Below are 16377 nucleotides of genomic sequence, written 5' to 3'. Positions count from 1 at the left end.
GGATTGGTCAATTTAATAATCCGGCGACAACACGTATATATTGTCATCCTGGTTGCTTGTATTAAAAGTTACATGAGGCTTCTTGTCTGCATCAAACATAATCTGTAAAAACATTACAGCGGTGGCGTCTACTGGCTGTTTGTTTTTAATTGCGGCATCCCACGCTGGAGCGTTCAACATTATCTCCCCAATAGCAACACAAAGTTCAATATCACAGCCAGACCTATAAATTTCGGGTTGCGTGAGTGTTCCGTTTTTATTTAGATGAAACGAATAAGTTATGTAGCAATGCCTGGAAGTAGACAATTTCCTACTTTTAAGCGCCCCCGTCAGGTAAGCAGCTAAATCGTAGTCGGGCATACCGTTTTTTACAGATAACTCTTTTGAATTCAGATGCGATCTAATGCCTTGTCTTTGTCCCTTATAATATCTTATCACACCCATCAAAGCACCTTTCGGTGAATAAAAATTCCAATTACCATCTTTCATATCGTCCTTTAGATTTCCCTCCTCCAAAATCTGCTTCCCATCATCGGCATAAAAGCGCGCCGGGCCAGACACCTTATCATTCTGATAAAAAAAAACTTCGTAAAGTTTCCCATATTCATTATATATCTGCCATTTGCCCTGGCGTTTTCCGTTTACATAATAGCCGATTTTCGCTATATAATTCGACGCATTGTATTTGACGGTATCATACCTGCGCTTTTCAAAATCATAATTTATACTTGCTAAATCGCCATGGTACTGATAATAAGTAAATTTACCATGGGGAATCAACATTGCTTCATCCGCGTAATAACCCGACGTCATGATCATATTATCCATGCCATATTGCCGCATGAACCATAACGAATCATTTTCTTTACCATACATAATGTATGAATTGGCACTGTCAGAATGCGTAGTTTTAGAACCGTCCGGTTTCAGATAAATAGTGTGGGCCGACTGTGAAAATGAACACGTCGCAGCGAGCACGCAGAGCGTAAAGGTTGATAATAGTTTCACTTAGGGGTGGTTTTTAGCTCTAATATAATTATTTTCCCGTATTCGCCTTAAATACCCTCAAAACATTCCCACCTAATATTTTATCTATATCCTTTTCACTATAGCCCAGTTTTAACAATTCTTCCGTTACTTTCGGGTAATCAGCAACACTATCCAGGCCCAGCGGGTATGATTCCGCACCGTCAAAATCAGAGCCAATGCCCACATGGTCTACCCCTATCAGCTTGGCTATGTAGTCGATGTGTTTAATAAGCAAACTCAGCGGTGGCCGTATCTTATCCGATTCGCTTTTATAAATGGAGTTCAGCCTGATATTAGCCAGATCGCCATCGTGGTAAACCTGTGTGAGCGAATCGAGTTCATGCTTGTGCTTATGTAAAAAGGCAGACACTTTAGGTGTGTAAGCACTGTCCACAAAACCACTGTAAAAATTAACACAAACCACTCCACCATTTTTTGAAAGGGCTTTTAGCTGTGCATCTTTCAAATTGCGGCGATTGGGGTCAAGAGCATAAGCACAACTGTGCGAAGCAATAACCGGTTTTGTGCTGGTGGCTATAACATCATAAAAAGTGCGTTCGCCAACGTGAGATACATCCACCATTACCCCCAGTTCATTCAAATGTTTTACAATCTGCTTACCATAATCACTTAACCCCAAATGCTTGAAAGAATCTTTTTTAGTCACTTCGTCGCGGGCGGAAGTAGCCCATGAGGTGCTGTTATTCCAGGTTAGGGTAAGGTAATTCATCCCCCGTCTGGCCAGGCTGTCAATATAATCCATCCGGTCTTCGATCATGTGGCCGCCCTCAACGCCTATCATAGCCGCCAATCTTCCTTGTTTAACGGCATTCTGCACTTCCTTAGCGTTATGTACCAGCGTGATTTTGTCCGGATAGCGCGCGATTAACGCATACAGCGAATCAATCTCCCGGTTAGCCATCGCAAAAGCTTTGCCCTTACCGTATTCTTCGCCACACCAGATGGAAAATATCTGACCGTCCAACCCGCCTTCCTTCGCCCTTACCAAATCGAAATTGCCGGTAGTTTGCAGTTTCCCGGCATCCAGTTTGGTAATTAATATGTTGGAGAGGATATCATTATGCGTATCGATAAGGATGCCTTTCTGATGAATTTTAGCCGGATTTTGGGCGTATGAAGCCGAAGCGATAAGCAACAGTAATGGCAGCAACAGTTTTTTCATGGATGGTAAGATAGGAATATTATATACTTTTGAAAAGTTCGTCCAAAGATTTAAAAGCATTGCCCTTACCGGGTTTCAACTCATTCATGGCGGCCCGGTTAGCGGCATTACGACTTTTATTTCCAAATGCCTCCTTACTACAACTTTTCGAGGCAGTTTTACCTCCGGTATAATTTATTGCAGTTTTATCACATGAAATCCTAAAATCCCATAAACTTATTCCGCAGTAAAAAACAAAACAGCCGCAACTATCAGCACTACTATTCCTGCAACAAACATGGTGATTTCTATCGAAATAGATGGTCCGTCATCCAGTGCAAAATGTTCGGCTTTTTCTTTGTCGTAAAACACAATCACTTTCTGGCCAACCTGGTAAGGACAAGGATTAGTTGAAACCTCCATCGCTTTGCTGATAACCTGCTTGTTTATGGTAGTAAACTGAATTACCGGCTTATAAGTATTTACCGAATTATCCGACGATGGAACTTCTTCAATTTTCACAACCTCTCCTTTTGCCCTCAAGCCATCCGCCATTAAGTTAAGGCGATCATTGCGCTTGCGTATGGCAGTTATGGTAAACGAGCCGCCAATACCTATCGCGGCGAGTTCGGCAAACGTAACCTTCATATTTTTGTGATTACACCGATTTGATAATGATTGCACACATTACACTGGTTAAAAGATGAATATCCGCTTTAATCTTCAAATTTTCAAATCAACTCATCTTCAAATCATTCGAACATCCGCATAAGAACTACGTCTGTATAACGCCCACATTAAAAGGCCGCTCAATCGGCGCGTGGTTGGCCGCCTCAATCCCCATCGATATTACCTTACGTGTTTCCATCGGGTCTATAATACCATCAACCCAAAGCCTGGCCGCTGCATAATAGGGTGTGGTTTGTGCATTATAGCGCTCAGTAGTTTCTTTTAACAATTCGGCCTCTTTCTCCTGGTTAACTTCTTCGCCTTTGGCTTTCAAACCGGCGGCCTGAATCTGCACCAGGGTTTTTGCGGCAGATGCGCCGCCCATCACAGCAATTTTGGCAGTCGGCCAGGCATAGATCAGACGCGGGTCGTACGCCTTGCCGCACATAGCATAATTACCGGCTCCGTAGGAATTGCCAACAACAATAGTAAATTTAGGTACTACAGAATTGGCAACGGCATTCACCATCTTGGCGCCGTCTTTTATAATACCGCCGTGCTCCGCCCTGCTGCCTACCATAAAACCGGTAACATCCTGCAGAAAAACCAGTGGGATTTTCTTTTGGTTACAGTTCATAATAAAGCGGGTCGCCTTATCGGCCGAATCAGAATAGATAACCCCTCCGAACTGCATCTCCCCTTTTTTTGATTTCAGCACTTTACGCTGATTGGCTACAATACCTACAGCCCAGCCGTCAACGCGGCCCAGTCCGCAAATTATTGATTGACCAAAGCCGGCCTTATACTCCTCAAATTCAGAATTATCTGTCAGGCGCAGGATAATCTCGTGCATATCATAAGCGCCTTCGCGGCTGATGGGCAAAATACCGTAAATATCCTGCTGTTTTAGCTTTGGTTCTGCGGATTTTATCCTGTCAAAGCCGGCTTTAGTATAGTCGCCGGTCATGCTCATAATATTGCGGATGGAATCCAGCGCGGCTTTATCGTTAGGTTGTTTATAATCAGTAACGCCTGATATTTCGCACTGCGTGGTTGCACCGCCCAAAGTTTCATTATCGACATCCTCGCCAATAGCCGATTTTACAAGGTAAGACCCCGCCAGGAAAACAGAGCCTGTCCCCTCCACAATCATTGCCTCGTCGCTCATAATGGGCAGGTAAGCGCCGCCGGCAACGCACGAGCCCATGATAGCCGCAATTTGGATGATACCCATGCTGCTCATCATGGCATTGTTGCGGAATATCCGCCCGAAATGCTCTTTGTCCGGAAATATCTCATCCTGCATGGGCAGGTAAACGCCGGCAGAATCAACCAAATAGATAATCGGCAAGCGGTTTTCCATGGCTATCTCCTGAGCGCGCAGGTTCTTCTTGGCTGTAATTGGGAACCATGCTCCAGCCTTTACGGTAGCATCGTTAGCCACAACCACACACTGCCTGCCCGATACATAGCCAATGCCGCACACTACCCCGCCCGATGGACAACCTCCATGCTCAGCATACATGCCATCAGCCACAAATGCGCCTACTTCCAGCCATGGTTTGTCCTTGTCGAGCAGATACTCAATACGTTCGCGGGCAAGCATTTTGCCTTTTTCCTTTTGTTTGGCTGCGGCCTTTTCGCCACCGCCCTGGTGTACTTTCCTCAGCCGCGTATTCAGGTCATAAACCAGCTGTTTGTTTATATCTTCGTTTTTATTGAAATCGAGGTCCATAATTTGGTTTTACGGATAATTTGGTTGCAGGCAAAGTTGGTTCAAAAAAGGCGCAATTACCATGGGCGTTAAAAAAAATGACAGCCCGGCATATTGTTGATATTACACATGGCAATAGTCTTAAACCCTTTGGCCCCGAAGTAGACGGGCAAAATACCTTTAGGCCGTAACGAAAATCACACCAAAAACGGGCTAAACGTGTTTCGCCTGTAACGAAAACTACGCTAAAAACGGGCTAAATGTGTTTTGCCTGTAACCAAAATGGCGTCAAAAACGGGCAAAAACTGTTATGCCCGTTCGGTCTAAAAACCTTGTTTAATTAACCAAATTGAAGCTTTTTGTTTGATTTTTCGACAAAAAACAGGCATTTCGGAGAACATCCCGGCTTTCAAATTACTATTAGTATAAATTATATCTTTCTGTTAAGACACAACTGGATGAGAAACAGTTGCCTTATTAACCCGGGGAAGGCCTGGTAGTCCGTACAAATATACAAAATCATCCATTCATTTTATAATTTATAAATGCAACGGGAACCAAATAATACCGTCGCGATTTGTAACGTTTTCAGTATTAAATTTTGAATTGCCGGAATTATACTACTTTAGTAAAATTTTTTAATTCTATCATTAATGCAGGAAACCGCTACAGCAGCCCCGGTAAAAAAATCCAGATTCCCTAAAGCCGTACCGTACATCATTGGTAATGAAGCCGCAGAACGCTTCAGTTTTTACGGGATGCGTTCCGTACTCAGTCTTTTTTTGGTAAAGCAGTTCTTTAACCCTACAGACAACGCCGCATTAACCGACCAGGCCAACGCACATGCCAATAAGCTGCACCACCTGTTTGTGATGGTGGCCTATGCTTTGCCATTTGTAGGCGGTATGATAGCCGACTGGTATACCGGTAAATACAAGCTTATCCTGTATGTATCTATCGTTTATTGTATCGGCCATTTAATGTTAGCTACGTTTGACGGTGGCCTAACTGGTTTTGAATTAGGTTTATTGGTGGTTGCCATTGGCGCCGGCGGTATTAAATCGTGCGTATCAGCCAACGTCGGCGACCAGTTCGACGCTACCAACCAGGATCTGCTTTCAAAAGTTTATGGCTGGTTTTATTTCAGTATCAACGCCGGCTCTATGATTTCGACTATTGCCATTCCATGGACATATGAGCACTTCGGTCCCAAGTGGGCGTTTGGTATTCCTGGCCTGTTAATGGCGTTGGCTACAATTATATTTTTTTCGGGTCGTAAAATGTATGTAAAAGTTCCGCCCCAGGGCGTCAACCGCAATAACCTGGTATTTATCACCTGGTATGCACTAACCCACAGCAGCCAAAGAAAACCCGGGCAGTCAATGCTTGATGTTGCCAAAGGCCCGTACGATCCAGAAAGAGTTGAAGGAGTAAAAGCCGTGTACCGTGTAATGGCCGTATTTTTTTTCGCGCTCGCGTTCTGGGCTGTCTGGGATCAGTGTTTGTCTGAATGGACGTTGTATGCTGAAAAAATGGACCGTGTTATAAACCTTGGTTTTACAACCGTTACCATTTTCCCGGGTCAGCTATCCACATTCAATACTGTGTTTTTGCTAATGTTCATACCATTATTTAACTATGTTATCTATCCGTGGTTTGATAAAATCGGTATAAAAACCACGCCTTTACGCCGCCTGGGCACAGGTTTAATTATTACTGCCTTATCATTCGTTGTAATAGGCTTTACGCATGCCAGCATTGAAAGCGGCAATCATCCGTCAATCTGGTGGCAGGTTTTCGCCTTTGTATTGCTTTCAGCTGCCGAGGTATTGGTATCCATCACCGGTTTGGAATATGCTTACACCCATTCGCCAAAATCAATGAAAAGTACTATGACCGGCATCTGGTTCCTGGTGGTATCGTTCGGTAACCTGATCACTGCATTGGTTAATAGTTTTATAGAAGGTGGTGGCTGGTGGGCCAGGAACCTTAAAGGCGCAAATTACGAGTGGTTCTTCGTTACTTTCATTATGGTATTTGTTATCGTCTTTCTTTTCGTTTCGCCGCGGATGAAGGAACGTAACTATATCACAGACCCGGTTATTGATGCCGAAGTGGCCTCAAATGCTGAAAAACTATAAATCTCGCTTTATTTAAATTTATCAGCAAAGCCCGTTAGCTAACACTGCGGGTTTTGTTATTTAGGCCAATCCGCAAACAATTAAGCGTGATTTTGATTTACAAAATCATTAAATGCACAGTAAATACATAGTCCTTTATTATATTATATTTGCAACATCAGCTTAAATCAATTTTAAATGCGGATTAAATACTTCTTCTACCTGTTGTTCTTTGTCTTTCTTGCCTTATCTGTACAGGTAAGAGCGCAGGACGTATCGCTCTCCAACATCCAGAACATTAAAGTAGCGTCGTTAACCGATGAGCAAATAACCGCGGCGTGGAAAAAGCTGCAGGATTCCGGCATATCCGAAGCCGATGCCTATAAGCTGCTGATGCAAAGAGGCATGCCCGAAGCTGAAGTTGATGCCTTTAAAAACAGAGTGATATTGTTGGGGCTGAATAAAAAAACCGGCACCCAGGCCAGCCAGTCGGCTGAAAAAAAGAGGATCGATTTTTCGCGCGATGGGAACGATTCCGTGGTAACTCCGCCAAAAGCAAATAAACCTGCTCCGCCTGTTACCGCCACGCTGCCGGTTTACGGAATGGACTTTTTTAACCAAACCAGTGTTAAGTTCGAGCCTAACTTCTCGGTGGCTACCCCAAAAGGGTATGTTTTAGGGCCGGGCGACGAACTTATTGTACTGCTGAACGGCCTGAACGAGAGTAGTGTACGCTCTAAAATAAGCCCGGAAGGCAATCTGCAAATTCCGCATGCCGGTATAATTTATGTAAATGGTTTTACTATTGAACAAGCAACAAGCCTGATACGGGCGAAAATGGCGAAGGTTTATCCTTCCCTTAATTCAGGGCAAAGCCAACTGGTGGTAAACCTCGGTAATACGCGCAGTATTAAAATCACTATTGTGGGCGAAGTTAAAACGCCGGGCAGTTATACCCTTTCGTCGCTTTCTACGTTATTCAACGCTTTATACAATTCAGGAGGCCCGAATCAAAATGGCTCTTTAAGAAATATCGAGCTGATAAGAAACAATAAAGTTTATAAAACTGTAGATTTTTACGATTTCCTGCAAAATGGCGTATTGAGCGGTAACATTCGTTTGGAAGACCAGGATGTTATTCATATCCCGGTCTATAAAAAGCACGTCGGTATCAGCGGACAGGTAAAACGTCCGGCGATCTACGAACTGAAAGACAATGAACAGCTGGAAGACCTGATAAAATATGCCGGTGGTTTTACCGATATCGCCTATAAAGGTGTTGCCAAAGTTGATCAGGTAAACGCGCTCGAAAGAGAGGTAAAGGATGTTCCCTCAAATCTTTTTGCCAACTATGTGCCCCGTAATGGCGACATGGTACAAATAGGCGCAATTACCGAAAGATATACCAATCGCATTGTATTGGACGGCGCTGTGTACCGCCCGGGGGTGTATGAACTTACTGCAGGCCTCACTTTAAACGCACTGTTAAAGTCGGCGCAGGGATTAAAGCCAGAAGCCTATATGGATCGCGGCTATATTAAGCGCACCATGCCCGATTTGGAGAAACAGATGCTTTCATTTAAGCCCTCCGATGTTGTTGCCGGTAAAACTGATATACCGCTATTACGTGAGGACACCGTTGTAATATTTAACCGCGATGTATTTATATCGAGTCCTAAAGTTACCATTGACGGATATGTACATAAACCCCAGGTGATCACCTGGCGCAAAGGAATGACACTCGCTGACGTAGTAGCTACCGCCGGCGGCTTTGTTGATGAGGCCGCAAACCACCATGTGGAAATATCAAGAATAATTAAAAATGAGTCGGACAGCGTAGCCAATCAGTTGGTAAACACCTTTGTTGTTAACATGGACAATCCCGATGCAGGTAAAGACGTTGAATTGCAGCCGATGGACTTTATCTATATACCGAGGCTGGTAAATTACCGTTCATTAGGCAACGTAAGTGTTCAGGGCGAGGTTGTTTTTCCGGGTGATTACGCTGTTCAAAAGCGTGATGAAACTGCGCTTAACTTCCTGAACCGGGCAGGCGGCGTTACTCCTAATGGATCGCTGGAAAACGCGCAGGTTTATCGCAAAGGAATACGCGTAAACGTCGATCTTACAAGCAAAGGCGAAGGCAAAAAAGCCTCTGTTGACATGGTATTAATGCCGGGCGATAGTGTTTACGTGCCAAGAGTAATTTCTTACGTCGAGGTCTCAGGCTCAGTAAATAACCCGCAGTATATCAGCTACAATGGCCATAGTTTTAAATATTATATTAATGCTGCTGGTGGTACCACACAAAACGCGAGGCTTAAAGGCGCATATATTAAGTATGCCGACGGGCTGAATCAGCCGGTGAAGCATTTCCTGTTTTTCAGAGATTATCCCGAAGTAAAACCAGGCGCAAAGATAGTTGTACCTGAAAAATCACCGGATTCACGCATCAAGATTGGCATAGGCGACGTAGGCGCCATCGCCACTGCGTTAACCGCCTTAGTCAGTATAATTGCCATTCTTCATAAGTAAAAAATGAGTCAACAAAACCCGCCATACCCATATGAGCCTGAATTCTCATTAAAAAAACTATTTCAAGACCGTGCAGGCGACGTGGCTTATATTTTCAGCTTCAGGAAAGCATTGGCATTGGTCTTGATTATCGGGGGGCTCTTGGGTGCGCTTACCGCCTGGTTTTGGACCCCCACCTATACAGCGCGGCTGACTTTTGTTGTCGATGATTCAAAGTCGTCAGCTTCGGGTGGATTATCAGCACTTGCGGGCCAGTTTGGTTTTAACTTGGACGGCATTGGTGGCGCCAGCGGTGTATTAGCCGGAGATAACGTAGAGGAACTAATAAAAAGCCATAAACTGATTAAGGAGACATTGGTAACCGCTTATGATAGCACCCAAACTTTGGCCGACCGTTATGCCGCTGTGAATAAGCTTGATAAAAAATGGCTCAAATACAGCCCCGACGGAAAGATTGTGCGCTTCCCCCTGGGTGGAAAAGGTAATACACGCTTGCAAGATAGTTTGCTGCACGAAATGACGATTCTAATACTGGGCGGCGAATTTGGAATTTCTAAAACCGATAAAAAACTGAGCTTTTTTGAAGTTAATGCTACGATGAAGGATGAAAAGCTCGCGTTTCTTTTTTGCAACCGCATGATTAAGCAAGCTACTGATTTCTTCATAAGCACCAAAACAAAAAGGTTAAGAAATAACGTAGAGCGGTTGCAGCAACGAGCTGACAGCATTGGCGCACTTTTGAATAAAAAGACGTATGCCCTGTCTTCGGCAAACCAAAGCCTTTTGGATGTTAACCCCGCCTATACCCAAGCCAATGCAAACGTGGATATAAAGGAGCGCGACAAAATTGTATTGAGCACAGTGTTCTCTGAAACAGTAAAAAGCCTCGAATCGAGCAAAACCATGCTTGCTCAGGAAACCCCTACAGTACAGATCGTAGATGAGCCCGAATATCCTTTAAAGAAAAACCGGCTCAAATATTCTGTCGCTATTTTGGCCGGCTTTATAATTTCAGGGATTCTTTTTAGTTTTTATATATTGCTGACACGCAAAAAACGGGAAGCTAAAAGCGGTAAGTAACCCCAATCAACGCATGCAGGTTAAATACATTGTTATGCGGAATGTAATATTCCGAGGCATTGTAGTCTTTTAGTACCCATTCGTAATTTAATGACTTAACACCCTCTATAGTAGCGTTAAATATCAGGTTTTTGTATGTCCAATCGCCCTGCAACGCCACGGCCAGGTCAACCCAGTTGCGGCTGTTACCATTAATATCCGGGAAAAACCGCTGGGCGAGATCAACATTGTGCTCATAGCGTTCAAATCTTATGCCGAGCGTCTTCAGCCCCGAAACCCAGCTCAGTTGTGCAGATTGCAGATTTCCGCCGCTTCCTGTTCCGGCGCCCATAATTTGTCCCAGATTCGTCTCACCATAGGTAATTTGGCCATGCACATACCACCCCCCCGCAGTCCTGACCAATCTATCAGGAGTTTGCGATAATTGCGTTATTTCGGCGCCAAATAATAAATGTTGATCCTGGCTTGCCAGAGGCAACATTTTCCTCAAGCCAAATATGTACGCCCGGGAATGTTCCGGGGAACCTATAAAATCGCGAAAATTGTATGAGTTATCGTTCAGCCCATATTCAAAGTATACTTCAGCCTGTGCTTTAGGAAATAGCCACCTGGCATATAGCGATGTTTGTTGGTCACGCGGGATAGGATCGCCATCGTTGGTGTTTTGTTTTTGATATGGAAAAAAGAAAGGCACATATTCGCTAAAGGTATTAACATCTTTGCGATAAGCATCAAATGTCCTTATCAGCCCCAAAGTAAGCCCGGGCACCCATCTTATCTGGTAAGTAATATTTACACCTGTAAAATAACGCCAGTCGTTCCGCTTTTTACGATACAATTCTGCTCCGTTGGACAATGTATGCGTAAGCAGGGGCGTAAATCCTGAGCCATCCAGCCTGCCCGCAATTATCTCGCCTTCAAATGATCCCAGCGGCGTTCTTATCGGCCGTGTGGTGTTTAAGGTGATATGCTTAAAACCGGGAGCATTATTGCTCATAATAATTGAGTTCCGGATGCCTGGCCCCCACCACATGCTCTCGTTTGAAAGGCCAATCGATATAGGATCGAACGTCAGCCTTATACTGCTTTCCCCAAGAAATGCTTTCGTATACGAACCGGTGCCAAAACGTTCAGGCTGGTCTATTTGATTATAGAAAGCGTAATAGCTCTTAAGATCATTGTCCCCGTGCCCTGTTGCAAATCCGTTAAACGATGGATTTGCCGCATATACGAACTGCGGCATCAGCTGTATGCTCAAAGGTCCGTATTTTATGAATAAACCGCCGGTAGCCATCGTTTGATATCCTTTGGCAGGTATCATCGGGCCGTCATTCCAGCCGTAGGAATGGTTAGTGTTAAATTGCTGCAGCAGGCCTAAGGGCAATACTTGAAATTTTCCAGCACCATTAGCAAACGATACTGGCCCCAGGTATGTCCAGTTATCACCTTTTAAAGTGGTATCAGGGTCAAAGGCATCCTTTACTTTAAATGATGTAGCCGGGAACAGCGGGCGGACGGTAAATGATACGCTGGAGTCCAATTTGCCAAGCAATTGCTGCCGTCGGTAATAATCTTCCAAGCCAGGTGTCCCTACCGGAAGTGATTGCGCCTTTACCGTACCCTCCAAAAAGAAAGTAAAAGCTGATATAAAACTTAGTATATAAAATGTCTTTCTCATTTGTAGCTGTAACGGTTAAAATCTGTATGAAACACCGGCCTGCAGTTGTATGTTTACAGCATTGGCCCCGTTTGTAAAATAAGGAGCTCCTGGTGGCTGCTTTAAATACCATTGGTAATTTAAAGATTTGATGGCGGCAAGCTTTGCATTAAATATAAAATGCCCGTAGTCCCATTCGCCATTTGCTGCAACGCTCAAGTCAACCCAGTGCCTCCTGAAATCATAACTATCATAATAAGCATAATAATAAAAATCATCATTATGAATGTACCGCTCAAATTGAAGCCCAAGGCGTTTTAATCCTTTCACCCAGCTTACCTCCAACGACTGAAGGTTACCTCCGGGCCCGATGCCCGCTCCAAGCACCTCGCCGTCGTTTGTATACCCCGATCTTATACCTGTGCTGGTATACCATTCATTTCCGGCCTTGATTTTATCAACATTGGTTTCTGCCATTTGGGTTACCTCAACACCAATTAGCAGGTTCTCATTTCTTGCCGCATTAAATGTCAGTATTTTTCTCAATCCAAAAATATAAGCCCTTGACTCATTGGGCGAAAGTATGCTCTGCAAGAGGTCGTTTGTATAATTGTTATGCCCCCATTCAAAGTATATTTCGGCCTTTTCGCGGGTCCACAGCCAGCGCATAAATACAGCGCTTCGTTCATCTTGTTTGTTAACCGCCTCATTAGGTGCATCAGTTTTTTTTACGGGAGCGAAAAACGGAAGTATGTTTTTTATACTGTTTAAATCTTTTCCATAGGTTTGTGAACTCTGATCATACCCCAGGAACAATCCCGGAATCCACTTAGGCTGCCAGGTAACCACTATGCCGGCCAAATACCGCCAGTCGGTAGGTTTTGGTACATATAAATCAGTGCCAAAGTAATAATGGTCGGGCTCAAGCGGTGGAAAACCGGAGTTAGTTAATTTAGCACCTATCAATTGTCCCTCGAATGAGCCGATAGCAGTTTGTATAGGTTTGGTAGTATTCAATGTTGCGTGCAAAAAACCAGGAGCAGTATTACTCATCAAAAGAGAGCTCCGGATACCGGGGCCCCACCATAAGTTTTCTGTCGAGAGACCAAGCGACATCGAGCCATAGTTAACGCGTATGCTGCTCTGGCCGGGGCGCAGCCTGTTGTATGATCCGGTGCCAAAACGTACGGGCATATCTATATTGTTATAGATATCATAATACCGCGCAAAAATCACGTCGTAATGATTTTTATTAAATGTCTCGAAATCTGAATTGGCGGCCATCAGCAATTCAGGCCTGAGTTGTATTGTTAAAATGCCGTACTTTAAATGGATGCCTCCGCTCAGTACTGTTTGCAGTCCTTTTGCCGGGATCATTATTCCGTCATTCCAGCCATAGGGGTGGTCTGAATTAAATTGCGTTTGAAGAGTTACCGGTAAAAAGTTCACAGCGATGTTGGTGCCGCCATCAACCTTCCACAAGCGGTGCGGGCTAAGCCCTTGCTGACCTGTTGTACTGTCCGGGTAAAATATATTTGCTGACTTATTTATAGAATTGGGAAAAATTGGCCTTACTGTGAATGATACATTTGAATCCGCCGTACCCAGCAACTGCGACCTGCGGTAATAATCTTCAAGCGCCTGGGTCCCAACGGGCAATGTTTGTGCTTTCGCCCCAAATTGTGTAAAAGCAGCCAACGCACATATAATCGAAGTTTTCAGAATTCTCATAGGGTAGTTGCTTTTACAGTGATGTTATCTATCGACCAGCTTTCGTCGCATTTAGGAGTGAAAGTATTTGTTTGCACCAGCTTATCTATGCACTGCAATTTCAGCGTGCTCCCGGAATGTTTGAAGGTTTTTGTAATTTTATACAGGGTTGTACCATGGGTGCTGAAAGACCAGCTACAAAATCCGGGTAAATCGGTACGATAGGCTCCAGTCTTGGGATTATTATAGTTATTTGGGTAATTTAACGGATACGATTGCGGGGAACAAAATTGTCCAGGTCCGCAATCGTCATTTGAAAATGTGGTATTTATATACTGGCTGCCGTCTGCAAGCATTGTCCATATGTCCGGTCCGTCAGGCGCCATTTTATTACCGTCCCAACTGTCATGTATGTACAGGTCGAACGAAACAGTAACCAGGTCATGCGCAGGCAGGCTTTTCAGCGACAGGGTAAAGCCACTATTGTTGTATGTTCCGAGTACGGTTGTATGGTTAAACGTGACAGTATCGCCATTCGTGATATTTGTCAGGTCATTCGTTTCAAAATCATTATGGTAAACTACCGCAACATTTTTAACGTTTTTATGGCAGGATAAAACAGAAAAAAGCGGGATTACCAAAAAAAGTAGTCTTTTGCTCATATGGTAGTGTTGGGTGCGAGGTCTAACTCCTCAAAGATCGAATTTTTACTTTTAAATTCGCTTACCATTTGTTTCATTAACATTACTACCTTTTGGTTGTTATTGTTTTGCGCTTGCAACACCAGATCGTGTATTTGTTTTTCAACATCGGTAAACTTGTATTCCCGTACCTTTCCTATCATGATTTTTTCATGATGGGTAGGCATGGTATTTTCATTATCATTCAGCAGCTCTTCAAATAACTTTTCGCCGGGCCTTAAACCGGTGTACTCAATCTTAATATCCTGGTTCGGTGTTAAACCTGCCAGGCGGATCATCGTTTTCGCCAGATCAACAATCTTCACGGATTTTCCCATGTCGAAAATAAATATCTCCCCGCCTTTTCCCATGCATCCCGCCTCAAGTACCAATCTGCAAGCTTCCGGGATAGTCATAAAATAGCGTGTAATCTCCGGATGGGTCACAGTTACTGGTCCCCCTTTCTCTATCTGTTCTTTGAATCTTGGTATAACCGAGCCATTTGAACCCAGAACATTTCCAAAACGCGTGGTAATAAATCGAGTGGCAGATTTACCGTTTAATCGGCTTGAGCCATTGGTAGACGCTGGATGAGTGTTATTATTTATTAAATGATTATTTAACGATTGAACATAAATTTCGGCAATCCGTTTCGAGGCGCCCATTACGTTTGTAGGATTTACAGCTTTATCTGTCGAAATCATTACAAACTTCTTCACATCATATTGTACGGAAAGGTCGGCAATGGTTTTGGTGCCCAGTACGTTGGTTTTTATTGCCTCTGCTGCGTTGTCTTCCATCATAGGCACATGTTTGTAGGCCGCAGCATGGTACACGTAATGAGGCTTATACGTTTCGAACAGATGCTGCATTCTCTTTACATCTTTTACGTCACCTATAAACGCATGAAAGTTGGTTTCAGTATGTTTTGCCTCTATTTCAAGGTATAAATGATGCAAAGCCGTTTCAGATTGGTCACACATAATAATAAGGCCGGCCTGCATCTTTAGGAGCTGCCTTACAATTTCGCTTCCGATAGACCCCGCTGCTCCGGTTATCAATATCCGCTTACCCTTTAATTCCGCCTGGATCGCTGCTGTATCAATGTGGATCGGTTTGCGGTTCAGCAGATCTTCGATATTTATCTTCTGAATTTGGCCACGCTGCATTTTACCGCTCGGCCAAACGTCATGCGAAGGAATATGCCGCACTTTAACATTATTTTCGAGGCAAATGTCAACAATGCTATTCCTTACATCTTCCGGTATTGTATAAGCAGCAAAGATAATCTCATCCAGTTCGTGTTCACTGATCAACAGCGGCAAATTGGCAGCGTCAAGAATTTTTATACCATCAATTGATTTCCCGACCTTTCGCTGATCGTCATCCACAAAAGCAATGATCCTTTTATTTACTTTATAATCGTGGTCAAAAGTTCTTTTAGCCGCTACACCGGCTTCGCCCGCCCCATAAATGATAACCCGCTTTTTATCGAGCTTAAGGTTTTTTATATATACAAAAAAGTATTTAATCATCACCCTATATATCACCATAAATAAAAAACAGGCAAGGCAACTGATAATCAACACAGAATTTGAAATAAATATTGGTTTTGACAACGCTGCAGAAACAATGTTCATCAACAAGAACGATCCATGAATGATCACCACAGAGAGCAGTATGCGAAATGAGTCCTGCGCACTGGTGTATCTTATAATACCTGTATGTGTTTTAACAGCCAGGAACACTACTGTACTCAGTGTAACAATAATCAGGGAATTACGGCTGAATTCAACCATATTAATGGTCGATACATCAAGATTATGCTTGATAAAATAAGCGAGAGATAATGATATAAAGCAAATCGAAAGATCCAGCAGGAAAATAATCCAGCGCGGTACAATGTTTATTTGTTTGAAGGGCACCGAGGTGTTCATAATTGATGGTCCGGTAAGTAAATACCGTATAATTTATCAAAATAATTTACAATAGAATATCGTTTTACTCAACAATATGTTTTG

The 16377-nt window shown here is 43.6% G+C and carries 11 protein-coding genes; 3 read left to right on the top strand and 8 right to left on the bottom strand.

What is annotated here, in order from left to right:
• Positions 1-12 precede the first annotated feature (12 nt).
• From Q3W13_RS18665 to Q3W13_RS18650, 4 genes are all read right to left on the bottom strand, one after another.
• Complete coding sequence (locus Q3W13_RS18665; RefSeq protein WP_302866363.1) at positions 13-1008, bottom strand: toxin-antitoxin system YwqK family antitoxin; 996 nt, start codon at positions 1006-1008, stop codon at positions 13-15.
• Between the two features lie 28 nt (positions 1009-1036).
• The gene (locus Q3W13_RS18660) at positions 1037-2212 is read right to left on the bottom strand and encodes a dipeptidase (protein ID WP_302866361.1); all 1176 of its coding nucleotides are present in this window, start codon (positions 2210-2212) and stop codon (positions 1037-1039) included.
• Between the two features lie 216 nt (positions 2213-2428).
• The gene (locus Q3W13_RS18655) at positions 2429-2839 is read right to left on the bottom strand and encodes a DUF3592 domain-containing protein (RefSeq protein WP_302866360.1); all 411 of its coding nucleotides are present in this window, start codon (positions 2837-2839) and stop codon (positions 2429-2431) included.
• 127 nt (positions 2840-2966) lie between these two features.
• Positions 2967-4595 carry an acyl-CoA carboxylase subunit beta gene (locus tag Q3W13_RS18650; protein ID WP_302866358.1) on the bottom strand — a complete coding sequence of 543 codons (1629 nt, stop codon included), beginning with the start codon at positions 4593-4595 and terminating at the stop codon, positions 2967-2969.
• A 632-nt stretch (positions 4596-5227) separates the two neighbouring features.
• Here Q3W13_RS18650 and Q3W13_RS18645 point away from each other — a divergent pair.
• From Q3W13_RS18645 to Q3W13_RS18635, 3 genes are all read left to right on the top strand, one after another.
• Positions 5228-6715, top strand: coding sequence for an MFS transporter (locus tag Q3W13_RS18645; RefSeq protein ID WP_302866357.1), 1488 nt, complete (start codon positions 5228-5230; stop codon positions 6713-6715).
• A gap of 177 nt (positions 6716-6892) precedes the next feature.
• The gene (locus Q3W13_RS18640) at positions 6893-9229 is read left to right on the top strand and encodes an SLBB domain-containing protein (protein ID WP_302866355.1); all 2337 of its coding nucleotides are present in this window, start codon (positions 6893-6895) and stop codon (positions 9227-9229) included.
• A gap of 3 nt (positions 9230-9232) precedes the next feature.
• A complete protein-coding gene (locus Q3W13_RS18635; RefSeq protein ID WP_302866354.1) occupies positions 9233-10309 on the top strand; it encodes a hypothetical protein in 1077 nt (358 codons plus the stop codon).
• On the opposite strand, the gene Q3W13_RS18630 is transcribed toward Q3W13_RS18635, so the two are convergent.
• From Q3W13_RS18630 to Q3W13_RS18615, 4 genes are read right to left on the bottom strand one after another with little or no spacing between them, the layout of a single operon-like run.
• Positions 10293-11987 (bottom strand): capsule assembly Wzi family protein, encoded by a 1695-nt coding sequence (locus Q3W13_RS18630; RefSeq protein WP_302866352.1) that lies wholly within the window; start codon positions 11985-11987, stop codon positions 10293-10295. The genes Q3W13_RS18635 and Q3W13_RS18630 overlap by 17 nt on opposite strands.
• A 15-nt stretch (positions 11988-12002) precedes the next feature.
• Positions 12003-13697 (bottom strand): capsule assembly Wzi family protein, encoded by a 1695-nt coding sequence (locus Q3W13_RS18625; RefSeq protein WP_302866350.1) that lies wholly within the window; start codon positions 13695-13697, stop codon positions 12003-12005.
• Complete coding sequence (locus Q3W13_RS18620; protein WP_302866349.1) at positions 13694-14338, bottom strand: hypothetical protein; 645 nt, start codon at positions 14336-14338, stop codon at positions 13694-13696. Before Q3W13_RS18620 ends, Q3W13_RS18625 begins: the two co-directional genes overlap by 4 nt.
• Complete coding sequence (locus Q3W13_RS18615; RefSeq protein ID WP_302866347.1) at positions 14335-16293, bottom strand: nucleoside-diphosphate sugar epimerase/dehydratase; 1959 nt, start codon at positions 16291-16293, stop codon at positions 14335-14337. Before Q3W13_RS18615 ends, Q3W13_RS18620 begins: the two co-directional genes overlap by 4 nt.
• Positions 16294-16377 lie beyond the last annotated feature (84 nt).

The organism is Mucilaginibacter sp. L3T2-6 (assembly GCF_030519355.1).
Lineage (GTDB): Bacteria > Bacteroidota > Bacteroidia > Sphingobacteriales > Sphingobacteriaceae > Mucilaginibacter.
The sequence above is the reverse complement of the archived record's forward strand: the minus strand, read 5'-3'. Positions and strand labels throughout refer to the sequence as shown.